At 45.8% G+C, this 24237-nt stretch carries 31 protein-coding genes and 2 pseudogenes; 28 read left to right on the plus strand and 5 right to left on the minus strand.

Annotated features, from left to right (window positions below; translation table 11 throughout):
* Nucleotides 1-564 precede the first annotated feature (564 nt).
* Entirely contained in the window at nt 565-1371 is an 807-nt protein-coding gene (locus AC6I4B_RS08060; protein WP_497770863.1) for an FKBP-type peptidyl-prolyl cis-trans isomerase, read from the plus strand.
* 416 nt (nt 1372-1787) lie between these two features.
* On the opposite strand, the gene AC6I4B_RS08065 is transcribed toward AC6I4B_RS08060, so the two are convergent.
* The gene (locus AC6I4B_RS08065; protein WP_497770865.1) at nt 1788-2429 is read right to left on the minus strand and encodes a helix-turn-helix transcriptional regulator; all 642 of its coding nucleotides are present in this window, start codon (nt 2427-2429) and stop codon (nt 1788-1790) included.
* Nucleotides 2430-3033: 604 nt separating this feature from the next.
* Between AC6I4B_RS08065 and AC6I4B_RS08070 the strand changes: the two genes are divergently transcribed.
* Nucleotides 3034-3759, plus strand: a complete 726-nt coding sequence (locus AC6I4B_RS08070; RefSeq protein WP_497770866.1) for a helix-turn-helix domain-containing protein — start codon at nt 3034-3036, stop codon at nt 3757-3759.
* 1030 nt (nt 3760-4789) lie between these two features.
* Here the strand turns inward: AC6I4B_RS08070 and AC6I4B_RS08075 are convergent.
* The 3 genes from AC6I4B_RS08075 to AC6I4B_RS08085 all read right to left on the minus strand — a co-directional run bounded on the left by AC6I4B_RS08075 (nt 4790) and on the right by AC6I4B_RS08085 (nt 6853).
* Nucleotides 4790-5725, minus strand: a complete 936-nt coding sequence (locus AC6I4B_RS08075) for a hypothetical protein (protein WP_497770868.1) — start codon at nt 5723-5725, stop codon at nt 4790-4792.
* Nucleotides 5726-5845: 120 nt separating this feature from the next.
* Entirely contained in the window at nt 5846-6292 is a 447-nt protein-coding gene (locus tag AC6I4B_RS08080; protein ID WP_497770869.1) for a CaiF/GrlA family transcriptional regulator, read from the minus strand.
* A gap of 75 nt (nt 6293-6367) precedes the next feature.
* Nucleotides 6368-6853, minus strand: coding sequence for a hypothetical protein (locus AC6I4B_RS08085; protein WP_497770871.1), 486 nt, complete (start codon nt 6851-6853; stop codon nt 6368-6370).
* Nucleotides 6854-7254: 401 nt separating this feature from the next.
* Between AC6I4B_RS08085 and tssB the strand changes: the two genes are divergently transcribed.
* From tssB to AC6I4B_RS08205, 24 genes and pseudogenes are all read left to right on the plus strand, one after another.
* Nucleotides 7255-7692: a type VI secretion system contractile sheath small subunit gene (gene tssB, locus AC6I4B_RS08090; RefSeq protein ID WP_497770872.1), complete on the plus strand. Its 438-nt coding sequence runs from the start codon at nt 7255-7257 to the stop codon at nt 7690-7692.
* On the plus strand, nt 7689-9206 hold the full coding sequence (gene tssC, locus AC6I4B_RS08095) for a type VI secretion system contractile sheath large subunit (RefSeq protein ID WP_497770874.1): 1518 nt from the start codon (nt 7689-7691) through the stop codon (nt 9204-9206). Before tssB ends, tssC begins: the two co-directional genes overlap by 4 nt.
* Before the next feature lie 11 nt (nt 9207-9217).
* A complete protein-coding gene (locus AC6I4B_RS08100; RefSeq protein WP_497770875.1) occupies nt 9218-9712 on the plus strand; it encodes an Hcp family type VI secretion system effector in 495 nt (164 codons plus the stop codon).
* Nucleotides 9713-9752: 40 nt separating this feature from the next.
* Nucleotides 9753-10184, plus strand: coding sequence for a hypothetical protein (locus AC6I4B_RS08105; protein ID WP_497770877.1), 432 nt, complete (start codon nt 9753-9755; stop codon nt 10182-10184).
* Nucleotides 10184-11983 carry a type VI secretion system baseplate subunit TssF gene (tssF, locus tag AC6I4B_RS08110; RefSeq protein WP_497770878.1) on the plus strand — a complete coding sequence of 600 codons (1800 nt, stop codon included), beginning with the start codon at nt 10184-10186 and terminating at the stop codon, nt 11981-11983. Before AC6I4B_RS08105 ends, tssF begins: the two co-directional genes overlap by 1 nt.
* Nucleotides 11980-12912, plus strand: a complete 933-nt coding sequence (gene tssG, locus AC6I4B_RS08115) for a type VI secretion system baseplate subunit TssG (protein ID WP_497770880.1) — start codon at nt 11980-11982, stop codon at nt 12910-12912. Before tssF ends, tssG begins: the two co-directional genes overlap by 4 nt.
* A 2-nt stretch (nt 12913-12914) precedes the next feature.
* Nucleotides 12915-14798 (plus strand): type VI secretion system Vgr family protein, encoded by a 1884-nt coding sequence (locus AC6I4B_RS08120; RefSeq protein ID WP_497770881.1) that lies wholly within the window; start codon nt 12915-12917, stop codon nt 14796-14798.
* Between the two features lie 96 nt (nt 14799-14894).
* A complete protein-coding gene (locus tag AC6I4B_RS08125) occupies nt 14895-15182 on the plus strand; it encodes a PAAR domain-containing protein (RefSeq protein WP_497770883.1) in 288 nt (95 codons plus the stop codon).
* Between the two features lie 12 nt (nt 15183-15194).
* Complete coding sequence (locus AC6I4B_RS08130; RefSeq protein WP_497770885.1) at nt 15195-15647, plus strand: type VI secretion system protein TssA; 453 nt, start codon at nt 15195-15197, stop codon at nt 15645-15647.
* Nucleotides 15648-15856: 209 nt separating this feature from the next.
* Nucleotides 15857-16243, plus strand: a complete 387-nt coding sequence (locus tag AC6I4B_RS08135; protein WP_497770886.1) for a phage holin family protein — start codon at nt 15857-15859, stop codon at nt 16241-16243.
* Complete coding sequence (locus AC6I4B_RS08140; protein WP_497770888.1) at nt 16230-16511, plus strand: phage holin family protein; 282 nt, start codon at nt 16230-16232, stop codon at nt 16509-16511. The genes AC6I4B_RS08135 and AC6I4B_RS08140 overlap by 14 nt, the downstream gene beginning before the upstream one ends.
* Complete coding sequence (locus AC6I4B_RS08145; protein WP_497770889.1) at nt 16511-17140, plus strand: glycoside hydrolase family 19 protein; 630 nt, start codon at nt 16511-16513, stop codon at nt 17138-17140. Before AC6I4B_RS08140 ends, AC6I4B_RS08145 begins: the two co-directional genes overlap by 1 nt.
* Before the next feature lie 7 nt (nt 17141-17147).
* The gene (locus AC6I4B_RS08150; protein ID WP_497770891.1) at nt 17148-17423 is read left to right on the plus strand and encodes a hypothetical protein; all 276 of its coding nucleotides are present in this window, start codon (nt 17148-17150) and stop codon (nt 17421-17423) included.
* The gene (locus AC6I4B_RS08155) at nt 17374-17553 is read left to right on the plus strand and encodes a hypothetical protein (RefSeq protein WP_497772059.1); all 180 of its coding nucleotides are present in this window, start codon (nt 17374-17376) and stop codon (nt 17551-17553) included. The genes AC6I4B_RS08150 and AC6I4B_RS08155 overlap by 50 nt, the downstream gene beginning before the upstream one ends.
* 2 nt (nt 17554-17555) lie before the next feature.
* Nucleotides 17556-17804 carry a hypothetical protein gene (locus tag AC6I4B_RS08160; protein WP_497770892.1) on the plus strand — a complete coding sequence of 83 codons (249 nt, stop codon included), beginning with the start codon at nt 17556-17558 and terminating at the stop codon, nt 17802-17804.
* Between the two features lie 344 nt (nt 17805-18148).
* Nucleotides 18149-18499, plus strand: a complete 351-nt coding sequence (locus AC6I4B_RS08165; protein ID WP_497770894.1) for an HNH endonuclease — start codon at nt 18149-18151, stop codon at nt 18497-18499.
* A 126-nt stretch (nt 18500-18625) separates the two neighbouring features.
* Nucleotides 18626-19126, plus strand: a complete 501-nt coding sequence (locus AC6I4B_RS08170) for a phage terminase small subunit P27 family (RefSeq protein WP_074477539.1) — start codon at nt 18626-18628, stop codon at nt 19124-19126.
* A pseudogene (locus AC6I4B_RS08175) lies at nt 19123-19659 on the plus strand (terminase large subunit domain-containing protein); the annotation flags it as partial. The gene AC6I4B_RS08170 and the pseudogene AC6I4B_RS08175, both read left to right, overlap by 4 nt.
* Nucleotides 19660-19702: 43 nt before the next feature.
* The gene (locus tag AC6I4B_RS08180) at nt 19703-19900 is read left to right on the plus strand and encodes a hypothetical protein (RefSeq protein ID WP_497770895.1); all 198 of its coding nucleotides are present in this window, start codon (nt 19703-19705) and stop codon (nt 19898-19900) included.
* A 12-nt stretch (nt 19901-19912) separates the two neighbouring features.
* A complete protein-coding gene (locus AC6I4B_RS08185) occupies nt 19913-20095 on the plus strand; it encodes a hypothetical protein (RefSeq protein WP_497770897.1) in 183 nt (60 codons plus the stop codon).
* A complete protein-coding gene (locus AC6I4B_RS08190; RefSeq protein ID WP_497770898.1) occupies nt 20095-21324 on the plus strand; it encodes a phage portal protein in 1230 nt (409 codons plus the stop codon). The genes AC6I4B_RS08185 and AC6I4B_RS08190 overlap by 1 nt, the downstream gene beginning before the upstream one ends.
* Nucleotides 21311-21964, plus strand: a complete 654-nt coding sequence (locus AC6I4B_RS08195) for an HK97 family phage prohead protease (RefSeq protein ID WP_497770900.1) — start codon at nt 21311-21313, stop codon at nt 21962-21964. The genes AC6I4B_RS08190 and AC6I4B_RS08195 overlap by 14 nt, the downstream gene beginning before the upstream one ends.
* A 14-nt stretch (nt 21965-21978) precedes the next feature.
* The gene (locus tag AC6I4B_RS08200; protein ID WP_497770902.1) at nt 21979-22650 is read left to right on the plus strand and encodes a phage major capsid protein; all 672 of its coding nucleotides are present in this window, start codon (nt 21979-21981) and stop codon (nt 22648-22650) included.
* A gap of 157 nt (nt 22651-22807) precedes the next feature.
* On the plus strand, nt 22808-23206 hold the full coding sequence (locus tag AC6I4B_RS08205) for a hypothetical protein (RefSeq protein WP_497770903.1): 399 nt from the start codon (nt 22808-22810) through the stop codon (nt 23204-23206).
* 90 nt (nt 23207-23296) lie between these two features.
* Here the strand turns inward: AC6I4B_RS08205 and AC6I4B_RS08210 are convergent, their stop codons facing one another.
* A complete protein-coding gene (locus tag AC6I4B_RS08210; RefSeq protein WP_415996759.1) occupies nt 23297-23539 on the minus strand; it encodes a DinI-like family protein in 243 nt (80 codons plus the stop codon).
* A gap of 77 nt (nt 23540-23616) precedes the next feature.
* On the opposite strand from AC6I4B_RS08210, the gene AC6I4B_RS08215 reads away from it, so the two are divergent.
* Entirely contained in the window at nt 23617-24036 is a 420-nt protein-coding gene (locus tag AC6I4B_RS08215) for a translesion error-prone DNA polymerase V autoproteolytic subunit (RefSeq protein ID WP_497772060.1), read from the plus strand.
* Nucleotide 24037: 1 nt separating this feature from the next.
* Nucleotides 24038-24166: pseudogene (locus AC6I4B_RS08220) on the plus strand (Y-family DNA polymerase); the annotation flags it as partial.
* Nucleotides 24167-24237: the final 71 nt, after the last annotated feature.

Raw genomic sequence — 24237 nt, forward strand, 5'->3', positions numbered from 1 at the left:
TTGTTAGGATACGGAAAACTGAATTTAACACTTTCCACTGTGTAAAATTTTTTCGAGATGGGGAGATTAATGTATTCGCGACCGCTTATTAAATTAATTCAATAAATCCAAAAAAAAATATAAAAACATGTCCGGTTTTATGTTTTGTAATTCATATTCCTATTATTTTAAATTTGATCTACCATTGTCGTGATTATAGGTGACGAGAATAAAGGATTCGAGCCCAGTCGGGAAAATAAATGAATAGATCCAGAAATGTATTTTATGTACCCGTTGAGGGGCGGAGCATTTTTATATGTCGCCAACAAAAAGCAATGAGTTGCGTGATCTGAAGGAGAGCTTCAGCACTCGGTCTATAAATAGGACAAGCGGGAACGTCGCGGTTGCTGACTGTTAGCACGGGATGAATGTATGTAATTGATCAGCGGATATATCAATTACCCAAAAAAGTGATAGACGATGAGCTATCAAAACTCAGCCAGGAAGGCGTCCTTCGCATCAGCATGGTCATGTTATCGCCCTTTTCTAGCCTGAATAATTGTCATTAAAGAGGAGAACCATTCAATGGTAAAAAAAACGCTAAATCACACAATGCCGCTGCTGGCTATGGTCATTATGGGATTATTAACCGGGTGTCAGAACAATGCTGGTCAACAGGAAGCTAAGGGACTATTTGATGTTGAACCGGTCAGGAGCGTGGTGACGCCACTGAAACCAAAACCGCTGGTCACCACCACGCAAGCTGTGCCAGGTGCCACCCGGGAGCTTAATCAGGCGCGAACGACTATCGCGCAGATAGAGGGGCAGAATACTGTATTAAATGCCCAGAATAAAAGACTGAAGCAGCAGGTATCCCAGTTGGAGAAGAGATTGGCTAGTTCGAAAACTACTGTCGAAAAAGCTCACACTCAGCCAGTACCAGTGGCAACAAAAAATGAACCATCAGCAAAAGATGCACCCTCTTTAGCCGCGACGAAGCCACTGTCGCTGCAGGAGAAAGGGCAGGCATTATTGAAGAAGGTCGCACAAGACAAACGTTTTATTGCTTTGGGGAATGGGGCGAGTTTTCGTGTTATCACACCAGGCAGCAATCCGGTAAAAGCAGGGCAGATGGTGTCAACCACGATCCGTGAATCACTGGCTGACGGTACTATTACCGCAGATATGGAGAAAGGTGGCCAGGTCTTTTCTCAGACGCTTGAACAATATTCACCGCTGTTCAGTGCGGCCCTTGAGAAACATGTGGGGCTTGGGGGAGAGATTGTGCTGGTAATCCCGCCAGAGCTGGCCTACGGCTCAGCGGGTCATGGGGAGCTAGTCCCACCAGATGCGGTCATGGTTTATAACATTAAGGTTGTTGGGGTTCAGTAATTATTACAGGAGAGATGCAGAAATTATTCGTCTGCATCTCGCTGTATTCAGGACAAGGTATAGTAAGGATCGTGGCTTCGAGCCAGTGACAGAAAATCCCTCGATGTGTTGAAACACCTTACGATCCCGCCTTTGCAAACCTTCAGAAAAAAATCACCAGGAAGGCCTGGCAACCGACCTGGTCTGTGAGAGCCAGTGATGTCGCGCAGCACATAGAATGGGCAGTGAAAAGGTGAACCACGGATTGCGCTAATCATACTATGAGCGCATTGCTGGGGTCGTTTGCTAATGATATCTCAATCTTTCTCGGGTATTTTACGCCCTTCCATCAGTAACATCTGACATCGTCCCGTCATGACATATCCTCCCCGCCCTGGCTCAGAGATAGACTTCATCTGTCTGTATCATCATATTGCTTAATACAATGAAAAATAATCCGCTACACGGAAAGTCGTTTTATCTTTAGAAAAAAAATGATGAATAAACTGGAGCCGATTTTGCACACCGAGGCGGCGATAGATGGTCCTGCGTTGAGAACTAACCGTTTTCTCATTCACTTGCAGAATATCGCTTATCTGTTTGTCCTGAAGACCTGAGAGCATATAACGAAAGACAAGCTGTTGATGGGAGTTTAATCGTCCAGGTGCCAGTATTTCAGTGATTGGGCGTGCCGGCGTAGGGGTGAGGGAAAGTATATCGCGTACTGTCAGATAGTGGTGTAACGAAGCCAGACAGTTGTGTCTGGACCACAGGTTGGGTTGCAAAATATACAATAGTGCCAGTACCCCTGGAGAGCAAAGTACCATGTCGGGAATAATGATAATAAAATTGATTTGCGGCTTAATTAATTTCATCTGAATCAGACGCATAAAATCGTCAACTGATAACTCACTAAAGTCAGCGATCAGCGTTCTGTAATCCAGACACGGGATCTGCGGTATAGCGCTCAGTGGTAAATGCTGGAACTGATGAAATGAAGAATAGTCATCCTGTGACTGAACAAAGAGTTTATAACAACCTTCCGTGAGATAATTATTTTCACTCAGCAATAACAGCATTAATAACACTCCTGTGCTTTTTTTTACTTCTACTTTTAAATTTAATTTTCCAGAACAATCTGGAAAGGAACTATTAACATTTAAATCAACGTCAGACTGATTGCAACGTTTTTCTCTACTGCGTGACTTTTTGTCTTTTTGAAAGTGTAACTAATTATTAATTTTAAAAGATGAAATGATGACATTTTCGTGATGCGGGTCATTTTTTTAAATGAATTAATTCGAATTGCAACAAAAACAAAATTAAAACTTCAATATATTCAATTATCTGCCCATAGAAACATAGAAACATAGAAACATAGAATGACACAAATATAAATTATTCTGGATTTGATTTTTTTTCTGGTGTTTTATTTTTTTTAATAAAGATAAAATATTAAAAAGTTAAGAGAGATAGATATGCCTCCTGTGTAAACGTGGATTTAAATATGGATTTATAAGTGTATAGCAGTTCTATAAGATTTCTTATACTCAGCCGAAGGTGGATTTTTCGGATTTATATATTTTTTCGCATCAAGCAAAGAGGCGTGAAGTCGTAGTGAAAATAGTCAGTAATGAGCATCGTTATAATGATAAGCTCTTTAAATCTCAGGGAGAAAGTGTAATGGAAACAGGACAGTCAATCACCGAATTGGGGGGCTCTGCTTATAACGAGGCAACTCATCATAATGAAACCTCATTTACTCACCCATACTTGCATATGGTTGCGCTATGCCAGCGAATTAATGACATCTTACCTAAAACACCACCTGTCAGGCTTGAGGCGGAGACTGAACTATTGCTAAGCCGGGAGGGAGAATCCTATATTGCCAGTGTGGTAAGTGGTTCTATCTCTCTGGATGTGCGCATCGCTGGCGGTGGCAAATGGCGGAATCTGGCTTTGGTTTCTTCACCACTTATCGTTGGACAGAACCAGATCATGCATTGGTCTGATAATAAACTGATGCGGATTAGCGGCTATAACGGTGGGGCACAGGTACGTCTTTACCCTGTGTCGGTAGTCGAAGCGTTATTGACTGAATATCAGGAATGGGAAACGATGTCACGACTGCTGGCTTTATCTGATTCTTATACTCTGTATATGCATGGTTTAACATTATCGGGAAATGCATACTGTATTGTGCGAGGGATGCTGGAACACATGAAGAGTGATGATTTTTGTATGTTCCGCCAGGTCAACGCTACCGTGTTTATATCGCAACGTACGGGGCTATCACGCAGCTCGGTGGCGAACATTCTGTCCCGGTTGCATCATGGTAATTTTATCCATATCGAAAGCGGTAAAGTAGAAAGCATTGGTCAGCTGCCGGAAACATTAAATGAAAAGTAAATGGAAAAATTTCATTTTCCTTTTGATACAATTTATTTTCATATTCTTTTTTGTCTACCTGGTGGCTAAACGGTAAGTTCAGTCAAAGGTGACCGCCTCTATAGAGGTATGGATATGTTAGATTAATAAAATCAGCGCTAATTTTTTATTCTTGGAATATTATGAAAGAATACAAGGAATGTCAGATCTTTCTGCAGAGATGTCTGCAGCAACTCTGTGATGAGAAAACGGTGAGTGAGAGAATTAGCACTCTTGGACTATCTCTGAACCAGATAACTGTTGCGCAGTTTCCAGGTGTATTACGCTCTGACTATGAGCGCTTAATGGAAAACTTTAGAATACTTCTCAATCGTTATGAAGCTGGTGATTCCGTGGTGACTCAGTCGTTGTATAGGGTATTTGTGGAGTCATTACTGACGTTGCTGATAAAACTTAATGAATGGTTGACGCTTGAACGGTATTTCTGCACTACCTGTCATCTCTGATATTGAAACCCTATGGGAAATGTTTTTCAGGTGTTAAGGTCGAAATATGGATAAATCAGTACCTTATGTGGCTCGGATGCTTTAGATGAGTTTTAATAAAAAATGCTAAGCTAATCAGTAAACTAATGCTCAGGATTTGTCTTGGGCATTAGTTGTTATTGCTGTTGTATAAATGAATTTTGTCTGTAATGAGGGGATTGAATGAAACGCTACACGTTATCACTGGAATCTATAAACATATTATATCGTCAATTAATAAGAAGTGAGCGGTATCAGGAACATGATATCATATCCCATAATTACCGGAGCTGGCTAAAAAAAATAAACGAAGAAAATTTCCACCCTGATGTTGCCGCAAAAACTTGCAATATTCCTTTATCTTATCGAGGGGATAATGTTAGAAGCATAAAGTTTGGAAACCACTTTTCGGCAAGCTATCGGTTAAATGGTACCGAAGTGGTCATATTGGAACGTCCATATAATTCCTTTAAGTAAAAACGCTGCTCTGATTAAATAGAACAGCGGAATATCATAAAAATAAATCCTCAATGAGGAAGAAATATTTTGATCAGATTGCTGAATACATTGTGTTTTGCCGATAAATTATAAGGCATTGACCGGATAGTTGATTTTGTTACTTTACTCGAAGGAATCTCCACGAATTTAGTTACTGAGCTGGCTCCCGTAAAGGCCATTGTCGTTGCTGGAGCCAACTCAGGAGCAGATATAGGGATCGGGATTGATGGCGTTCTTCCTGGCATCCCATAGAGATCGATGTCGGGATGGGGAACCGTCTGGCTGTAAACATCAGCGTGAGTCTGGATGACAGCTTCAGACTCGGTCTGCGTTGTTGCATCATTCATGCTCACCATCACCGGGAAATATTGCCCAAGACTGAGAAGCGTGGATTCAGTCACTCTTGGCATGTTAATATTGCGAAGAAATGGAAACTGTGCGCACAGGGAAGAGAATCCCGCGAAGTTATTAGATATCCGATGGATCGAAATCGATTTTTCTTTATTATCAAACTCGCAATGAAATTTACGCACGTATATTTTCCCTTCGATGGTTTCCAGGATTTCATATTCTGATGCATGTGATACACCTAAAAAATTAACATTTAACTCTGCGTTATGTTTTAAGATGTTGCGTAATTTTACATTCACAAGAATTATAGTTCTTATCGGTACCTCATCATTGATCTGCGGCAAATCATAATGAGCATTTTTTTTAATCTCGGCATATGTTAATAATTCGCGAGGAATAGTGAAAGCGATGCATGGAACGCTATATTCCAGCCCGATCTGGAAATGTCCTTTATCTTTAGGTGCTGGAAAAAAAGTGCTGCCCCATCTAAAATCAGAGACCTCTGCATTACATCCCATGGTAGATGATGCAATACCGTTAAACTCATTTTTGCCATTGTGCGGTATAAGGCAACCATTGCTATCAAAAAATGAAAAGATCATATTGTGCGACATGGGAAATCCTTAGCTTAGATGAAATGGGTTGACAATTATTAGATTATATTATCCATATGTATAAAGTATCTTTGTTCTATGCAGTGTCTGCCTGATATTAGAAATAGGCTATTAAATGATTTATTCAAGGTTGTCGGTAATGGGGCAGGACTTTTTCCATTGTAATAGCTGCTTGCTATCACTATTTACGGGTCGGGTCAGTACCCAGTGCGCAATCTGACGAGCGTTATTGCCATAGCTGGAGTTCTGGGTCTTAGAAGGGTAGACCTTTAGAGGGGAATAACTATCTTGCTGTTCTACTTTTATGATTTTTATATAAATTTTACTTTGAGCCCCGCATACAGATTCTTTTCTGGTAGAAAAATGAATATCGCTGACATTTTGCCGATGTTGTAGATAATTCATAATACTCCCCGCTCGGCGGGTGTCAATTCGAAATGCCTTGCTTACATCATCACGGTTAAATTCTCGTCCGAGATAGTACCCCCACCATGCTATAATACGATACAGCGGGATCTGACCCAGATGACGGACACTCGCAGGTATATAGAAGTCTTTATTTTGCATTTTATGTGCCATTATATATTGGATAGTACTACTGCCTGGCCCGATATATCTCGTACGAACACCAGTATCTATTTTTCAGAAATATTCTTCTTTATTACGTATGCCAAAGCCGCATTCAAAACCCACGACACCAATACTGCATCCAATTTTAACGTTAACGGCTCTGGATTTTTTCCGTAGCCGGGATAATTCATGCATATTCTGGGCCAGAGATGAAGGGCGTGCTCGGCTTTGTGTTACTACCCCGCTAACCCCTTGAAACCAGGGGCACTGCTCATAACCTGCTCCGGTAATCGTGTAGACAATTTCATTACCTGTTTCTTTTTTTCGGTATCGCAAGAAATAGTGAGTATCGAAAATAATTGTGGTTTCTCCCGTGCCTCGCGAATGGAGAATCTGCAGATGTCTTTTTCTTCCCGTGTGCATGATGAGATTAAAAGCATCAACTTCTGAACCGCTTTTGTGCAGGTAGCGAAGAAATAATTTGCTCAATGCCGCAATATCTGGGGGGAGGTTTCGGATCACTCCCCGAGAGAAAATATAATCTATGGTGATGGGCATGTTTTCTGTCCTTCTGATTATTTTAAGATGCATCCATCAATCTTAATATAGCCTTTAGAGATATTAAGATCTCGTGGTCAGCATAACTATAATTGAACGAAAAAGTGAAATCAATAAATCCTGAAACATTTAATTTAGGAAGTTATATGGCATATTTGGTGATTATTTATGAATACTGTATTAGTGCATTGGTGCTTGAGATATAGGGCCGGTGAGTAGTACCTAATAAATATCTTTTTTTGGATAAATAATATTATTTTTAGCCTGGATAATTTTATTGATAATATCATTGCATTCGTTTATAAGTTGATGGACTGAATAATGCTGTCATCACTAAGGCGATAAGGAAGGCTGTTTATGAGTGATACACAAAAAAACTAGGGAAGGTTCGTCCTTCTCGCGTGCATATTACTTATGATGTTGAAGCGGGTGATAATACCACCCAGAAGGAACTGCCATTAGTTATCGGTGTTATTGGTGAGTTTTCTGAAAGCGAAATTCCTTTTAAAAATCGTACCTTTGTCAAAATTGATAAAGATAATTTTAATGACGTCATGAAGGGAATGAAACCAGCGGTATCATTCAGTGTTCCTTGCACACTTCCGGGCCATGAAGGCGCGTTATCTGTGGATCTGGTGTTTAATTCTGTTGAGGATTTTTCTCCAGATAATATTGCTAACCAAGTACCGTCGCTTAAAAAATTGCTGGAAATGCGCCAGCAACTGATTGATTTGCGTAATCGCACGGCGAGCAATGAACGACTTAAAGACGAATTGACCGCCATTTTACGCTCCCGGGATAATCGGGTCGCCGGTAATAGTGAGGGCAATCATTCATGACTTCTGCAAAATACTCCGTTTCGCAGCGCAGCACACCCCTCGCTGAATCCGAGGGCGAAGTGGATCTGCTGGATGACATTATCAATAAAACGCATGCCATCAGATTGGAGTCAGATCGTTCGATGCTGCGTGGCCAGATTGATTTACTGATCAAGGATGCGACCAGTGGCGTACTTACGCTTTCAAGTGATTTGGTGGGCAGTATTGAAGAGCGTATTGCCTACATTGATCAGCAATTGTCTCAGCAAATCAGTCTTATTCTTCAGTCCAGCGAGGTACAGAAGATCGAGTCTTCATGGCGCGGTTTGCATCAGCTGGTACACGGCTGTACGACAGAGAACAGCCAGATCCGATTGCTGAACTGTACCAAAAAAGAGTTGCTCCGTGACTTCAAAACCTCATCAGATTTTGACCAGTCAACGCTGTTTAAATGTATCTATGAAAGTGAGTATGGCACCTTCGGCGGCGATCCCTATTCGACCTTTATTGGGGACTTCGAATTTGATGCTTTGCCGGAAGAACTGTATCTGCTTGAGCAAATTTCACATGTTGCGGCGGCTGCTCACGCTCCATTTTTAACCGCTGCAGCACCGGGTATGTTCTCGATGGAAAGTTTTTCTGAACTCTCTCGTCCACGAGATTTAGAAAAATTATTTGAGACATCCGAATATGCCAGATGGAAGTCGTTCCGTAACAGTGAAGATTCCCGCTATGTGGCGTTAACCCTCCCACGGGTGCTCGGACGTCTGCCCTATGGCGCAAAGACTGAGCAGGCACAGAGCTTTTGCTTTGAAGAACGGATCGCGGAAGGCAATGTGGACCGGAGTTATCTGTGGATTAACGCGTCCTATGCGCTTGCCGGACGTCTTATCGACGCCTTTGAAATGCACGGCTGGTGCGCGGCAATTCGCGGGGTGGAAGGTGGGGGACTGGTTACCGCATTGCCTACCTATAACTATGTCTCAGCCTCTGGGGAAAGAGTCGCTCAATGTCCGACTCAGGTTGCGATTTCGGATCGCCGTGAAAAAGAATTGGCTGAGCAGGGCTTTATTCCTCTTATCCATTGCAAGGGGACTGATTATGCCGTCTTTTTTGCCGTGCAGTCCGCAAATAAGCCCAGAAAATATGATTCTCCGCGCGCTAATGCGAATGCCAGATTGTCAAGTCAGTTGCAATATATCCTGACAACCTCCCGGTTTGCGCATTATTTAAAAATCATTGTGCGAGATAAAGTCGGTAGTTTTATGTCCTCATCGGAATGCCAGGTTTTTTTACAAAAATGGATTAATCAGTATGTGGTTGGCTCCGATGATGTTGGCCCTACGATTAAGGCTAGCCATCCTTTAAGGGAAGCCACAATTGAAGTTGTGGATGTTCCCGGTGCGCCAGGAACTTACAGGGCGGTGGCTTATCTTCGCCCACACTTCCAATTGGAAGGACTTAGCATGTCCTTAAGGTTGGTCGCCGAGCTACCAGTATCATCTGGAGCCGAAAATTTACCAATGGATAGTTAATGGAGTTTATTATGTCCGATTCATCATTATATATGCAGATTGAAGGCGTTAAAGGTGCAGTAACCCAGAAAGGTTATGAAGGTTGGATTGACGTCAGCCAGGGCGGAATTAGTTTTTATAACAATGCGGATTTTAGAAGCACCAGCAATGTTCAGGGTGGGCGAATGGCTCACTCGGAAGCAACGTATGTAAAATTTACAGACTGTGCTAGCCTCGATTTATTCCAGAAAATTGCCAATGGCGAAGCTATTCCGGAAATTAAAGTCGTGCAGGTTGTACGTCAGAGCGGGGAGGCAACCGCAGCACTCACGGTGACTTACTCGGACTGTGTCATCACGTCCTATCAAATGCAGCACCAGGGCAGTGCAGATCTTGCAAGTGTTCCTGAGCAACTCAGCTTTGCTTACGGCAAAATTCAGTTTGAAACCAGTCTTCCAGATGAATCTGGAAAAGCGACAAAACAAGGGCCGGTCGGCTGGAATATGATCTCTGCTGAGAAATTATAATGTTATATCCGGGCAGGGTTCCTGTCCGGACAGGAACATCATGGGAAGTTTTTTGTTCAGATTATCTGGGCCGGATTACAGTGATGAGAGTCATGAACCGCCAGCATCCTTTAACATCGATGATTTAAAAGATGAAATGATGTTGTTGCTGTGCTCCCGCCCTTTTTATTCACATGGGCAGATAGATAATCAGGATCTGCAATGTTCGGTTATTAATTATGGCGTATCTGATGTATATGATAACCAAAAATCTCATGAGGAACGCTGTTTAGAATTATGTGAACGAGTAAAAGTTGCATTGTTTTTTTTTGAACCCAGGATTAATCATCCTGAAGTCAGCATTTTTTCGACTTCAGGTACTGGCTGTATATTTGAAATACGTTCGAAATATGAAAGTGTTCCATTTGTGTTTTACGTGAACTGGGACAGCGTCTATTTCCATTTTACGCTCTGCGATGAGAATAACATGTGATGTTGAGTAAGAAATTGCTGGATTATTATCAAAAAGAATTACATTTTCTTCGCAAGCAGGGAAAGCGTTTTGCACAGACATTTCCGGGATTAGGACGTCGGTTAGGCATGTCCTCTGATGAAACAGCAGATCCTCATGTTGAAAGAATCATTGAATCTTTTGCTTTCCTGACGTCCAGGATCCACCAGCGCCTGGATGAGGATTTACCCGAAATGACACAGGCTTTGTTGTCCGTTCTGGCGCCGCATTTTTTACGTACTTTTCCGTCTGTCTGTATCGTTCATTTTCAGCCAGACGAAAAAGCAAGTGGCCTGACTGCGCCATATTGTATTAAGGCGGGTACCGTACTGCAATCACAGACTGAGAGCGAACATTCCGTTATGTTTCGGACGGTTTCCGACGTCACGTGTCTGCCGGTTACGCTGGAATTAGCCCGTTTACAATATGATGAAGAAGGGTGGTTTCTGGATCTGCAGTTCAGAGGCTGGAGTGGTGCGTGGGTAAAAGAGCAAAACCTCAGTCTCTGGATTAATGGTTCATTGCCTTTTGTCAATGCATTGTACTCGTTGCTATGTAGCCAGGTTCGTTCCGTCAGTCTACGCGCCGGTGAACAGTGGCATATTCTGCCAGATAACAGCATTCAGGGCGCCGCTTCAAAAAAGTGTGATTTATTGCGGGGCAATAATATCCGGCTTCAACTCGCTTATGATCTGATCACCGATTTTTATGTTTTTCCACAACACTTTTATTTTATTGAAATAAAAAATACTCCTTCTGTTGATTTTTCAGGGGAGAAAACATTCAGCTATCATATTCGTTTCCAGAAGACCTGCGACCTGGAAAACCTGTCTACGTTAGTCAATACGGACACGTTTCGCCTGAACTGCACTTCCGCAGTTAACTTGTTCACGCAACGCGCTGAACCAATAACGCCTTCACCGTCGATAACCGAATATCCGATTGTCCCGGATCTCCGGCGTGGACACCGGGTTGAGGTATGGTCTGTTGATACCGTTAATGCCTTGCGAAAAAATACTGAAGATACCCGTCCTCAACGTCTGCCACCCCTTTATGGGCTGGGGTTGGATCAGCGTGATAACACCAACAAGCAGAGTGATGTTTCGTGGCATCATATCCAGCGCTCGCAAATCAGGATGGATACTACAACGGCATTACTGCATACCATTGCATTTTGCGATCGCGGGACCAGACCGTTATCGCCGGAATATGATGTGCTGATACCGGAATTAACCTGCACGAATGGCTCGCTTCCCGTCATGATGAAACAGGGTCAGCCCGAAGGGGATTTTACCTGTCAATTAACGCTGGCTGGCATACGCGTCAGCGCACTGACCCGGCCTACGCCTCCGGTGATGCCGCTCAATGAGAATTCCAGATTATGGGCGTTGGTTTCGCAACTGTCGTTGACACATATGTCGCTTAGTGGCCCTGATGGCGTGAGGGTTCTGCGAAAAACACTGGCGACTTTTAATATTGCTGACTCCCATCGGGTTACTTATCTGATCAACCTGATTGATGACGTCACTGTCTCAGCGATCAGTCTTCGCCAGGCCGCATATGATCCCTTTTCGCTGACCCGTGGATTGCAGATTCTGATCCAGTTTTCTGAGGATGCGCTGGCTTGTGAAGAGTACTTTCTCTTTTGCTGCATCCTTGAACGGTTTATGGCGCTTTATGCGCCGGTGAACAGTTTTACCCGGGTCACCACACAGATTACGGGGCGTAAAGAGACATGTCGCCACTGGCCGATCCGTTCGGGACGGGTGGAGTGGTTATGATGCCTATTTTTAGCCCGTTCCATTTCTGCCAGCAGGTGCGGCAGATGTTCCGTCATCGCCCCGGTGCTCGTTCATTATCCGATCGCCTGGCGCATGACGTTGAGTTTACCTCACCGTTGACGCTTGATATGGCGAACGGTGAGGTTCAGTCATTAGAAAAACTAAAGAATGGTCGATATCAACTCGAAGTGACTACTCCTGCCATGACGGGGGCCAGTGGTGCACTGCCTTTTTATTTCACCGAGTGGCTTTCTGAACGCTATTTTCGTTTTGGTGAGCGCGGCGCGAAGGCTTTTCTGGATCTTTTTAACCATCGGTTATGCAGTCTTTACTATATCGCGTGGCAAAAAAACCGCTGTTACGTTGAAGCTGAACTGGATACCACTCCGGCCCTTGGTAAGGTGCTGGCATCGCTGGCCTTCCTTCCGACAGCATCATGTTTTCCAGCAGTACATATGGCGGGGCTGTTTACGACCCCCGTACGGTCACAGATCATTCTTGAGGGGCTGTTGCAGATAACGGCGCAATGTGCGGTGCAGATCGCGCCTTTTACCGGATGTTGGTTAACGTTAGTGGAAGAGATGCAGGCAAGTCTAGGTAATAAAAACATGACGTTAGGCCAGTCACCGCTATTGGGTGATAAGCACTGGGAGCGGGCGGGGCATTTTACGGTAATCCTCGGGCCTGTTGATGCAGGAAGGGTACCTGAATTCTCGGAAGAAAAACCGCTTATTAATCAATTAAGACAACAAATTACGGAATACGTGGGTTCTGTTTTGCAATTCAGTATTGAGCTGCTGGTAAGTGCGACGGGTCATTCGCCTGTCTGCCTGGGAAAAGGGCAGCTGGGGTATGACATTTTCCTCGACGGAAACAGCGAAAAGAGATATCTGCGAATGTATTTCCCTGATAAAAGGCAGGAGAGCTGATTATGTTTTATGGGAAAGAAAAACCTTTTCTTCGTTTTACCGGCGAAATTGCAGAAAAAAGTGTACTGACCAGGCTGTCAGGCGAAGAATCGCTGAGCGCTTGTTATAAATACGATCTGGATTTTATTTCAGAGCAGAAACCTGAAAATATGCTTCGTTTTCTGGGGAAAGAGATCTGCTGTGAAATACGTGATGGCGAAATGCACCGTTATATCCACGGTATTCTGACCAGCCTACAGGAACACCGACATACAAGCAGTCAGTGTGAATATACTGCCGTTATCTCTCCGGCGTTGTGCGTGCTCGATTTAAATGCGCATACAACAGTCTGGCAAGGGATGAATGTACCGGATATCGTACGAAAAATTCTTGCAAATCATAATATTTATCATATTGAAATGCGGCTGACGGGCGTTTATCCAGTACTGGAATGGTGTATGCAGTATCAGGAGTCTGATTTAAATTTTATTGGTCGGTTGCTGGCGAGCGAAGGGATTTATTTTTATTTCCAGCATGAGCAAACGCATCATGTCATGATTCTGGCCGATCATCCGTCTGCGCATCGTAACGCTCTTCGCAGCGCATGGCCTTATTTACCCCTGGCAGGTCTGCATAATCCTTATGGGATCGAAAGCTGGACTGTTGATACAGATATGATTGCGTCCTCCGTAAAAGTGACCGGATATGATATGAAGCAAGCCGTCACGGTAACGGGTTGTACAACGTCTGATAAATCTGACGTTACTGTCGGTACGGTCGATGTGATGATAGGGAGCAGTGAGCATCAGAAGGACCGGCTGGAAAAACTCTCCAGAATACAGATGGAAGCACTGGAAGCACAGAGCCGGCAACATCAGGTCCAGTCAAAATCGTGGTGGGTACAGAATGGCGAAAAATTCACCCTGACCGGCCATCCCTTATATAACGGTGAGTATATCATCAGCGGTCTCCGAGTTGAGGCCAGGAACAATATTGGCGATCAGGTCTCAGAGAGTGAATGTGCGCTGACAGTTTTTCCTGCCAGTCAGCTGTGGCGTACGACGATGATGTTGCCGCGACCTATTATCCATGGGGTATTGACGGCGGTGGGCGTTGGCCCAGATTCGGAAGAGGTGCACACCGATGAGTATGGTCGGATACAGATCTGTTTCCTCTGGGATAATAAAAATCAGCCACAGCAGCATCACTCAGCCTGGGTGCGTGTTTCGCAGCCCTGGGCGGGAAACCGTTATGGTGTATTTTTTTTGCCGCGCGTGGGCAGCGAGGTGATTGTCAGTTTTATTAACGGCGATCCCGATTGCCCGGTAATAACCGGCGCTGTCAGTAACGGAAAAAACCTGCTTCCACTGAATCTGCCGGAAGAAAAATACCATTCCGGTTTGTTTGCCAGGAGTGGGCCCGCAGGGCAAAGCGGGGAAGGCCATATCCTGCGTTTTGATGACACTCGTGGTGAGGAGCTGCTGTCCCTTCGGTCCCAGCGCAACCTGCTATTGGCAGCGAACGAAGATATGATGCTGTTGATTAAAAATAAGCTCACCGTGAACTGCAGTGGAGAGGGCAATATCAGCCTGGATAAAGGGAACTTAACCGTCGATCTCGCTGAGGGAGATTTTCTGCAAAATATTACTGGCGGTGATCTGATTATGACGGTATCCGCTGGAAAGAGTCAGTTAAAAAGTAATGATACCGTCCTGATTGAATCTTCGCGTTCCATTATTTTACAGGTGGGTAGCAGCAGTCTTGAAATTACACCGGATGGTATTACGCTGCAGGCGAATAATATTTCTCTGAAAGGCACTGCCACCACGATCATTAAAACTGCCGCCGCCAGTATTGAGGGGAGTGGCATGGTTACCATTGATGGTGCTGTGATTAATATTGGCTGATAAGGAGGCAAAATATGTGGCCTTTTCTATTTCAGCAGAACGTCATGGCCCAATTGGACCTGTTTGCTGACATTTTTGTACAGGGAGTACAACACAATGAATAAACCCGCTGCCCGCGTAGGGGATATGCATACCTGCCCCATGATGTTGCCGATATCTCATGTGGGGGGGCCAATCCTGCCATTTACAAACACCAAGGTTTTTATCAACGGTATGCTGGCTGCTACAGCCGGATCGCCAGCGCAATGCGCGGCGGGAGTCGATTCGATTATCACAGGGAGTTGTCGGGTTTTTATTCAGGGACAACCTGCGGCGAGAGTTGGTGATATGAGCGCTCATGGTGGGGTGATCGTTGGTGGAAGTCTGAATGTGCTGATTGGCTAGGGAAGGTGTTGTATGACGGAAAACGATCGTGTATTTGCCGATTTTGGCGCTGATGCTCCGGGCGGGCAGAACATTGAATATAGCCCTCAGTTTGATGAAGTGAGGCTGGCACGAGAAAGTGAGCCAGATTTTCTACCTCAAGGGGAATGGCAAACTGAGCTAAAGAAAGCCGATTGGCCAAAAGTTGTCAGGATTTCCCGTCAATTATTGACCGAGCAAAGCAAAGATCTCCAGTTGGTTTGTTGGCTGGCTGAAGGACTTTGTCATACCGAAGGTGTGGAGGGGTTGAAGGCGGGGGTAACCGGTATTGATAACGGAGTGGTGTTTGGTGCTTTTGTAGGGGAGCTCTTACGTGGCGACTGTCATCAGCCGCAGACACCTTTCCGATGCTTGCAAAGTTATTCCACATGGGGATTTCAGCAGGAAAAAACGCCCACGATGGAGAGCATGGGCAAATGGATATAAATATAACAGAGAATGGAGTGAGGTATTCTAAACAATGCCTACAGAGTAAATTTAATTCAGCATGGCTTGTCACTCCATCAGGTGAATTTCTTATATAAAGCAATCCGCAACATAACGTGGATGCAACGAATAACCTAACAGCAGCTTATTTAGCTGCTTTTTTTATTTCCCCTCATTTTTGAGAGGATTCACGGTAATGAGGGGGACTAATGTCCGATCCGATTTCAGGCACTGGGTTAGCTGGTGGAGCCCTGACAGGGGCCAGTGTCTATGGGCTGCTAACCGGTACAGATTACGGTGTAGTATTTGGTGCATTTGCAGGGGCTGTATTCTACATAGCAACAACCTCCGATCTGAGTTCAACCCGCCGACTGGCGTATTTTATTGTGTCGTATATCGCCGGAATTATTTGTTCGGGGTTGGTGGGTTCAAAACTGGCAGCACTGACGGGGTACAGCGATAAACCTCTGGACGCGATTGGCGCCGTAATTATTTCTGCATTAGCCGTCAAAATACTGACGTTCCTGAATAATCAGGATATCGGCTCGCTGGTGGCGCTGATAACGCGCCGGGGAGGTTCTGGTGGTACTAAATGAACTGTCAGCAACTATCAACGCGCTGCTTTGCGCGGGGGTGGTAGTCACCCTGATGTTTTATCGCCGGGGGGATTCACGGCATCGGCCATGGGTATCTCGCCTGGCGTGGCTGATTACCGTCCTCTACAGTGCAGTTCCACTGGCGTACCTGTGCGGAATTTACCCTCATTCCTCGTGGGCCTCTATCGGGGCCAACATCATTTTTCTTTCCGTGCTGGTCGCCGTCAGAGGCAACGTAGCGCGTCTCGTTGATCATCTGAGGCACTAATGACCCAATCACAATTTCAACAGGCGGCTGGTATTCGCGCCGGATTAGCTGCGCGCTGGTTTCCACATATCGACGCGGCAATGAAAGAATTCGGTATTACCGCACCGCTGGATCAGGCGATGTTTATTGCGCAGATGGGGCACGAATCGGGAGGATTTACCCGGCTTGTGGAAAGCATGAACTATGCAGCCGAAAGTCTGGTTCCTGAGTTCGGTAAACACCGTATCACCATGCAACAGGCCGCAGCGCTCGGCAGAACGGCAACGCAACCGGCAAATCAGAAAGCGATTGCAAATCTGGTCTACGGCGGTGAGTGGGGGAAAAAGAACCTTGGCAATCAGGTGGCGGGCGATGGCTGGAAATATCGGGGTCGCGGCCTGAAGCAAATCACAGGGCTAAGCAACTACCGCAGTTGCGGTCAGGCGCTGAAACTGGACCTTGTTACACATCCTGAACTGCTTGAGCGTGATGATTATGCTGCACGTTCTGCTGCATGGTTTTTCGCTTCTCGCGGTTGCCTCCTTCACTCCGGAGATGTTGAGCGTGTCACGTTGATTATTAACGGCGGGCGCAATGGTCTTGATAAACGCCGCGCGCTGTTCAATCTCGCAAAATCCGTGTTGGCGTGAGGTTTATATGGGTATTGAAACAATTATTGGTCTGGCAGTTGCTGTGATAGCCGCTATCGCTGGCGCTTTTGGCTTTGGTCATATTCGTGGTACGAGCAAGGCGGAAGCAAAAGCCAGGCAGCAGCGTACTGAAGAACATGCAGCCGCCACTGAGGCGGTTGCTGAGCGCCAGGTTGAAGTAACGAAAGAGGCCAGCAATGTACAGCAGACTGTTAACCATATGCCTGATGATGATGTTGATCGCGAGCTGCGCGCAAAATACACCCGCCCCAGTGGTAGTTGATACGGCGTGCTACTGGGTAAAACCAGTCTACCTGACCGATCACGACATTAACGTGATGGACAAGCAGACGAAGCGTGATGTTCTGGCGCATAACAAATCGTGGCAGGCAAACTGCCAGAAAGGAGCCTGATCATGAATGCAGACAACCTAAGCAAAGCGTATTACATCAATAACGAGATAAAAGAATTACAGCGGCAGAGGAATATTTTAGAAAGTGGTGCAGGTCTTGGTGTGACAATTCAGTCTGCTTATCAGGATAATGATTTTTTGGATGCTATACGCCCGCATGTAGTGGCTGAACTTGATCGCCGCATAGAGGAAAAGAAAAAATTCCTCTCCGCTCTTGGTGTCACGTTTTGTAAGTCAGTAACTTCAAAATGAATCAATCTACTTTAAATTATTTCTATGAAGATACCTGCTTCTTTTAATTTAGTGTAGGCAAAACCTACGGCTCCATAGAATGATACAAAAAGAAAAATCAAAGCAAAGAACATAACATAGAAGTTAACATCACCTTTTATTGAGAACTGATAAATTGCAAAGATGCACAGTATGAAGAATATCAGCAGGGATGAAAGAGTAAGTGCCGTAAAAAAGAAAATCATGAGTGGTTATTCCGAGAATTAAATTGTGTTATCCAATTCTATATACAGGAAGAGAGAATACCAATAGCAGGCATTCACTGAGTGCCTGCGATAATGCTTAATGTTTTTATCGGAGTGCATATGCCGCCGCGTACACCAAAAGCCTGCCGTGTTCGCGGCTGTCGTTCCACTACAACGGACCCATCAGGTTACTGTGAATCCCACAAAGGCGAAGGCTGGAAATCCTACAAATCAGGACAATCCCGGCACCAGCGCGGATATGGGACTAAGTGGGAAGTTATACGCGCTCGCATACTGAAGCGCGACAAATTCCTATGCCAGAATCATCTACGTCAGGGAGTTGCAAAGCAGGCATCATGTGTCGACCACATCAAGGCTAAGGCCCATGGCGGTACTGATGATGACAACAACCTCGAAAGCCTGTGTTGGTCGTGTCACGCCGCGAAGACCGCACGTGAGCGGCTCAAGTGAGAATCAATGTCATTATCAGCCATGGGAGGGGGAGGTCAAATCTCTGCGACCGCGCGCCTTCCGGACTGCCCGCCTCCTCGAATTTTTTTACCCGCGAAAAATCAAATTTAACCAGGAGTGTCGCTTATGGCTGGAACGGCGGGGCGTTCCGGGCGTCGGCCTAAGCCAACGGCGCGCAAGGAGCTGGCTGGAAACCCCGGCAAGCGAGCCCTGAATAAAGATGAACCGGTATTCACGCCGATTAAAGGAGTGGAGCCACCAGAATGGTTTTCCGATGTAGACGATGGTCTGCCGCTGGCAACGATCATGTGGGAGTTGACTACAAAGGAGTTATGCGGACAGGGACTTTTATGCGTCACCGATCTGGCTGTACTGGAGCGCTGGTGTGTCGCATATGAATTCTGGCGAAGGGCTGTGAAAAATATCGCCGTTGAAGGTCTTTCAGTTACCGGGGCCATGGGCGGCAAAATCAAAAACCCCGAACTCACCGCCAAAAAAGAGCAGGAATCGGAGATGAGTTCTACCGGTTCAATGCTGGGCCTTGACCCAAGCAGCCGCCAGCGGCTAGTTGGCCTGGCCGGAAAGAAACAAGCCTCTAACCCATTCCTTAAGATGATTAGCTCATGAGCCGGAAATCGTACCCCAACGTTAATGCCGCGAATCAGTACGCCCGTAACGTAGTGCGGGGAAAGATTCCGGCATGTCAGTTCGTCATTCAGGCATGCCAGCGTCACATCGATGATATGGCCGCTGAGAAAAGTAAGAAATTCCGGTACCGCTTCGATAAGGATGCAGCGGAGAAGGCCGCAAAGTTTATTCAACTGCTGCCGCACACAAAGGGAGAGTGGGCGTTCAAAAGAATGCCGATAACCCTGGAGCCATGGCAACTTTTTATCGTGTGTAGTGCTTTTGGCTGGGTACAGAAGGGAACGAAGCTTCGCCGTTTTCGGGAGGTCTATACCGAGATTCCCCGTAAGAACGGCAAATCTGCGATTTCAGCTGGTGTAGCGCTGTACTGCTTCACCTGTGATAACGAGTTCGGTGCTGAGGTTTACTCTGGCGCGACAACGGAAAAGCAGGCGTGGGAAGTATTCCGTCCCGCTCGCCTGATGTGCAAGCGTACGCCGCTGTTGGTGGAAGCGTTCGGCATTGAGGTAAGCCGCAATTGAGTCTGGGCGTTTTCATCACGACGGAAATCCGATCATGAGCTGGTGTATTAGCAACGTCGTCGGGAAATATCTCCCAGGCAACGACGATGTGGTTAAACCCATCAAAGAGCAGAATGAAAACAAAATCGATGGTGCAGTTGCACTGATTATGTCGATCGGTCGTTCAATGCTTTACGAAAAGGTGGACTCAATCTCCGAGCGTATCGAATCCCGCGGTATCCGCTCACTTTAAACCGAGGCGTTTATGATCCTGACAATACTCACTCCATTGGTCGGAGTGCTGGGGGCTCTGTTGCTCTCATTTGGGGCGTGGATGATTTATCCCCCTGCAGGCTACATTACCGGAGGTCTACTGTGTCTGACCTGGTCATGGCTGGCGGCAAAGTTTGTATCCAACATGCCAGTCAACAAAACGGGAGGTGACTGATGTTCTTCCCCGGTATGTTTTCCAAAAGCACTCAGCCAGTTTATACCGTGGCTGATCTTGCGCATGAGGTCGGGTTGTCATACGACACTTATACCGGGAAACGAGTTAGCAGCCAACGAGCTATGCGGCTCACTGCGGTGTTCGGCTGTGTTCGTGTACTGGCTGAGTCTATAGGTATGCTTCCCTGCAACATATTTAAAACTACAGGTAAAGGGAAGGAAAAGGCTACAGGTGAAAGACTTCAAAAGTTAGTTTCTTTAAAACCTAATGGTTACATGACCCCCCAGGAGTTCTGGGAGTTACTTATTGTATGCCTGTGCCTTCGTGGAAATTTTTACGCCTATAAAGTTAAGGCGTTCGGGGAAGTAGTTGAACTTCTACCGCTTGATCCTGGTTGTGTTCAGCCAAAGTTGAATAGTAATTGGGAGCCTGTTTACCAGGTTACCTTTCCGGATGGAACAATCGACGTTTTAGGCCAGGAGGATATTTGGCATATTCGCATTCTAACGCTGGATGGGCTGGTCGGCTTAAATCCCATAGCCTATGCCAGGGAAGCTATCTCGCTTGGTCTGGCGACGGAAGAACACGGCGCAAGGCTATTCAGTAACGGTGCAGTAACTTCTGGGGTACTCCGCACTGATAGTGAATTAAGTGATGCAGCATATGCCCGCCTGAAGGCTGATTTTGAAGAAAAACACCAGGGTTTAGGTAATGCCCACAGACCAATGATCCTTGAGATGGGTTTGGACTGGAAATCGATGGCGCTTAGCGCAGAAGACAGTCAGTTCCTGGAGACTCGAAAATTCCAGCTTGAGGAAATTTGTCGTTTGTTTCGCGTTCCCATGCACATGATCCAGAACACTGACCGCGCAACATTCAGCAATATCGAAGAACTGGGAATGGGATTTATTAACTATTCTCTGGTTCCTTACCTTACTCGTATTGAACAACGTATCAATATTGGACTCATTAAAGAAGCAAAGCAGGGTACTCACTACGCCAAATTTAATGTTGGTGCGCTACTTCGTGGTGATATGAAATCGCGATTCGATGCCTACGCGACAGCAATCAATTGGGGTATGTATTCACCGAATGATTGTCTTGAGTTGGAGGACCGCAACCCGCGACCAGGTGGAGATATTTACCTCACGCCAATGAACATGACAACGAAACCATCTGACGGCAGTAAGCAAGCCAAAACGGAGGAACGACAAGATGCCGATGACTAAGCAGCGGTTGGACATTCCGCTGAAACTGAAGTCCGTCAGCGACAACGGAGAGTTTGAAGGTTATGGCTCCGTGTTTGGTGTGAAGGACAGTTATGACGACGTGGTTGTTCCAGGTGCATTCAGTAAGTCGCTTGACGCCTGGCGCGAGAAGAAGTCCCTTCCTGCGATGCTCTGGCAGCACCAGATGGACGAACCGATCGGTGTTTACACCGACATGAAAGAGGATGACGTCGGGTTGTATGTGAAGGGGCGGCTTCTTATTGACGACGATCCCCTCGCAAAGCGCGCACATGCCCATATGAAGGCCGGTTCTTTAACCGGCCTTTCTATTGGCTACATGTTGAAGGACTGGGAGTACGACCGAACAAAAGAGGTGTTTCTTCTCAAAGAAATCGACCTTTGGGAAGTCAGTCCGGTGACGTTCCCGTCAAATGACGAAGCGCGAATCAGCGATGTCAAAAGCGCTTTTGCCCGTGGCGAAATGCCCTCTCAAAAAAGTATTGAAAGAGTCCTGCGTGACGTTGGGCTCTCACGTACCCAGGCCAAAGCATTCATGGCCGGGGGATATAGCACACTGAATCTGCGCGACGCCGATGATGTGGACTCTGCTTTGAATGCACTTAAAAACATCACATTTTAATCTGGAGTAAAAACATGGCAGTAGAAATCAAAGATGTAGAACAGGTCGCGCAGGAACTTCAGGCGAAGTTTGACGACTTTAAAGCTAAAAACGATAAGCGTATTGACGCGATCGAAAGCGAAAAGGGGGCGCTGGCGGGTCAGGTCGAAACGCTAAACGGTAAACTGTCTGAACTGGAAAGTCTTAAGTCTGATCTGGAAGAAGAGCTCACTGCATTAAAGCGACCTGGCGGCGGAGCAAAAGGCAAGTCCGTTACTGAACACAAAGCTGCCTTTATGGAATTTGTCCGTAAGGGCAACGAAGATGGCCTGCGCGAACTGGAGCAAAAAGCATTGCAGACAGGCGTGGATGCCGATGACCTGATAGAAGTGTCGGGCGATGTATTTGCTGAGTTCACATCACCGAAAGCAGGGTTCGTTCGAACGGTCGTCAATGATTTGCCTGCATGGAAGGAGGCTCCGCCTCTCACACATGAAGAGCAGGTAAACATTGCAGAGAATACGAAACAGCAATTGCTCTATGCCGCAAAGCAAAAAATCACTGGCTGGCAAACTGATTTACTGCTCGGTGATATCAGTGATGAAGACAGGGAAAAATTAATTATCTGGCGGGATTACATCAGAAAACTGGAGGCGATTGACACATCAAAAGCCCCCGATATTGAATGGCCTACACAGCCGGTTTAATGGATGGTGGCAGCAGCCTGTTGTATGCAAGCGCAGGCTGAAAGGATATCAGTATCAGACATACCGTAAACGGAAAACTAAAATATGGGGGTGGGCAGAAGGTAACTGGTTGAGTTAATGTATTTTATAGTTCACACCGCATATAAGACATATCAGAATGAGTCAACTTACTACCGAACAAGTCGCGCTAATAAATCGCAGGTTAAAAGACATTAGTGATACATGGGCTGATCTGTGGGTCTTTCTTCATACCGAACCCGTTGGCGTTAGCAGGGCCATCAATCTGCGGTACAGTAGCTTTGACGGTAAATATCTTACTCTGGAGGAGAGAGGGAAATTTAAAGAGAAGCTGATTGCCGTATCACCTATTGTCTGTAATCTCATACAGGCGCGCAGGAAAAAATATCCTGATGATATCTATATTTTTCAGAGCCATTCTAACAGGGTTAAGTTTCAGGATAAGCCTGTAACAGTCATTGCATTCAATCAGGCTTTAAAAAAAGCAGCAAAAGGTGTAACAGATGAGGTAGTGAGCAGCAAGAGTGCTCGATGGTAGCTTGCTGAGGTCCGTGGTATGCAAGCACGGACCTCAGCTGTAGGCCAGGTGTTCATGCCGTGGCGCTGGCGCAAGTATAGGGGAAATCACTCATTCGGACACAAGCCAGAACTCTGCTTCTTCAAACATTTCCTGAACCACACGGCTAATCTGCTCTTTCTCATGCTTGCTGGCGTCAGTATTGATTGCCGGCAGCGTCATCATCGGCTTAACCCTAACATCAGCATCAGGGAAGATGCGGTGTACTCTCTTTCTTAACTCTCCCAGAATAATATCTTTGGCACCAGGCAAACCATCAAAATTTCTTTTGTCATAAACGAGTTCCACAAACATTCTTTAGCTCCTCTTTACTGGATATAAGTACAGTATGTACTGTATGTACAAACAGTATCAATGTGAGTGAGTTTATTATGCAGTTTTATTCACCAACCGAACTTAGAGAGATAGTCGCGCTGCCATTGTTCAGTGATCTGGTGCCTTGCGGTTTCCCTTCTCCAGCTGCTGATTATGTTGAGCAACGCATTGATTTAAATGAATTACTTATACATCATCCCAGCGCTACATATTTTGTTAAAGCATCAGGTGATTCAATGATAGAGGCAGGGAGCAGTGATGGTGATTTGCTCGTGGTGGACAGCTCAAGGAAAGCCGATCACGGCGATATTGTCATTGCTGCTGTCGATGGTGAGTTTACTGTTAAGCGTCTGCAGATGCGACCAACGATACAGCTGAACCCTATGAATAGTGCTTACTCTCCGATCATCATTGGTAGCGAAGAGACGCTGGACGTGTTCGGAGTGGTGACTTTTATCGTGAAAGCGGCCAATTGATATGTTCGCGCTCTGTGATGTGAATTCGTTCTACGCCTCATGTGAAACGGTATTCAGGCCAGATTTGAAAGGGCGGCCAGTGGTTGTTCTTTCGAATAACGACGGCTGTGTAATCGCCAGGTCAGCAGATTATGTGGAATAAAAAATCAAGGTTTTTCCATTATCTCATCCCTGCATAATCAGCGTGGCCTGAGGCTGCCC

The organism is Kluyvera fluvialis, assembly GCF_059725275.1.

What these genes read in the sequence shown, in the direction of transcription:
- tssC (WP_497770874.1), top strand. Translation starts at nt 7,689, where the DNA reads ATGACTTCTGCAAAATACTCCGTTTCGCAGCGCAGCACACCCCTCGCT.
- tssG (WP_497770880.1), top strand. Translation starts at nt 11,980, where the DNA reads ATGATGCCTATTTTTAGCCCGTTCCATTTCTGCCAGCAGGTGCGGCAG.
- AC6I4B_RS08190 (WP_497770898.1), top strand. Translation starts at nt 20,095, where the DNA reads ATGTTCTTCCCCGGTATGTTTTCCAAAAGCACTCAGCCAGTTTATACC.
- AC6I4B_RS08100 (WP_497770875.1), top strand. Translation starts at nt 9,218, where the DNA reads ATGTCCGATTCATCATTATATATGCAGATTGAAGGCGTTAAAGGTGCA.
- AC6I4B_RS08205 (WP_497770903.1), top strand. Translation starts at nt 22,808, where the DNA reads ATGAGTCAACTTACTACCGAACAAGTCGCGCTAATAAATCGCAGGTTA.
- AC6I4B_RS08160 (WP_497770892.1), top strand. Translation starts at nt 17,556, where the DNA reads ATGAATGCAGACAACCTAAGCAAAGCGTATTACATCAATAACGAGATA.
- AC6I4B_RS08130 (WP_497770885.1), top strand. Translation starts at nt 15,195, where the DNA reads ATGACGGAAAACGATCGTGTATTTGCCGATTTTGGCGCTGATGCTCCG.
- AC6I4B_RS08215 (WP_497772060.1), top strand. Translation starts at nt 23,617, where the DNA reads ATGCAGTTTTATTCACCAACCGAACTTAGAGAGATAGTCGCGCTGCCA.
- AC6I4B_RS08150 (WP_497770891.1), top strand. Translation starts at nt 17,148, where the DNA reads ATGGGTATTGAAACAATTATTGGTCTGGCAGTTGCTGTGATAGCCGCT.
- AC6I4B_RS08125 (WP_497770883.1), top strand. Translation starts at nt 14,895, where the DNA reads ATGAATAAACCCGCTGCCCGCGTAGGGGATATGCATACCTGCCCCATG.
- AC6I4B_RS08105 (WP_497770877.1), top strand. Translation starts at nt 9,753, where the DNA reads ATGGGAAGTTTTTTGTTCAGATTATCTGGGCCGGATTACAGTGATGAG.
- AC6I4B_RS08120 (WP_497770881.1), top strand. Translation starts at nt 12,915, where the DNA reads ATGTTTTATGGGAAAGAAAAACCTTTTCTTCGTTTTACCGGCGAAATT.
- AC6I4B_RS08135 (WP_497770886.1), top strand. Translation starts at nt 15,857, where the DNA reads ATGTCCGATCCGATTTCAGGCACTGGGTTAGCTGGTGGAGCCCTGACA.
- AC6I4B_RS08070 (WP_497770866.1), top strand. Translation starts at nt 3,034, where the DNA reads ATGGAAACAGGACAGTCAATCACCGAATTGGGGGGCTCTGCTTATAAC.
- AC6I4B_RS08080 (WP_497770869.1), bottom strand. Translation starts at nt 6,292, where the DNA reads ATGCAAAATAAAGACTTCTATATACCTGCGAGTGTCCGTCATCTGGGT.
- AC6I4B_RS08145 (WP_497770889.1), top strand. Translation starts at nt 16,511, where the DNA reads ATGACCCAATCACAATTTCAACAGGCGGCTGGTATTCGCGCCGGATTA.
- AC6I4B_RS08195 (WP_497770900.1), top strand. Translation starts at nt 21,311, where the DNA reads ATGCCGATGACTAAGCAGCGGTTGGACATTCCGCTGAAACTGAAGTCC.
- AC6I4B_RS08165 (WP_497770894.1), top strand. Translation starts at nt 18,149, where the DNA reads ATGCCGCCGCGTACACCAAAAGCCTGCCGTGTTCGCGGCTGTCGTTCC.
- AC6I4B_RS08065 (WP_497770865.1), bottom strand. Translation starts at nt 2,429, where the DNA reads ATGCTGTTATTGCTGAGTGAAAATAATTATCTCACGGAAGGTTGTTAT.
- AC6I4B_RS08075 (WP_497770868.1), bottom strand. Translation starts at nt 5,725, where the DNA reads ATGTCGCACAATATGATCTTTTCATTTTTTGATAGCAATGGTTGCCTT.
- AC6I4B_RS08210 (WP_415996759.1), bottom strand. Translation starts at nt 23,539, where the DNA reads ATGTTTGTGGAACTCGTTTATGACAAAAGAAATTTTGATGGTTTGCCT.
- AC6I4B_RS08085 (WP_497770871.1), bottom strand. Translation starts at nt 6,853, where the DNA reads ATGCCCATCACCATAGATTATATTTTCTCTCGGGGAGTGATCCGAAAC.
- AC6I4B_RS08155 (WP_497772059.1), top strand. Translation starts at nt 17,374, where the DNA reads ATGTTGATCGCGAGCTGCGCGCAAAATACACCCGCCCCAGTGGTAGTT.
- tssF (WP_497770878.1), top strand. Translation starts at nt 10,184, where the DNA reads ATGTTGAGTAAGAAATTGCTGGATTATTATCAAAAAGAATTACATTTT.
- AC6I4B_RS08185 (WP_497770897.1), top strand. Translation starts at nt 19,913, where the DNA reads ATGATCCTGACAATACTCACTCCATTGGTCGGAGTGCTGGGGGCTCTG.
- AC6I4B_RS08060 (WP_497770863.1), top strand. Translation starts at nt 565, where the DNA reads ATGGTAAAAAAAACGCTAAATCACACAATGCCGCTGCTGGCTATGGTC.
- AC6I4B_RS08170 (WP_074477539.1), top strand. Translation starts at nt 18,626, where the DNA reads ATGGCTGGAACGGCGGGGCGTTCCGGGCGTCGGCCTAAGCCAACGGCG.
- AC6I4B_RS08180 (WP_497770895.1), top strand. Translation starts at nt 19,703, where the DNA reads ATGAGCTGGTGTATTAGCAACGTCGTCGGGAAATATCTCCCAGGCAAC.
- AC6I4B_RS08200 (WP_497770902.1), top strand. Translation starts at nt 21,979, where the DNA reads ATGGCAGTAGAAATCAAAGATGTAGAACAGGTCGCGCAGGAACTTCAG.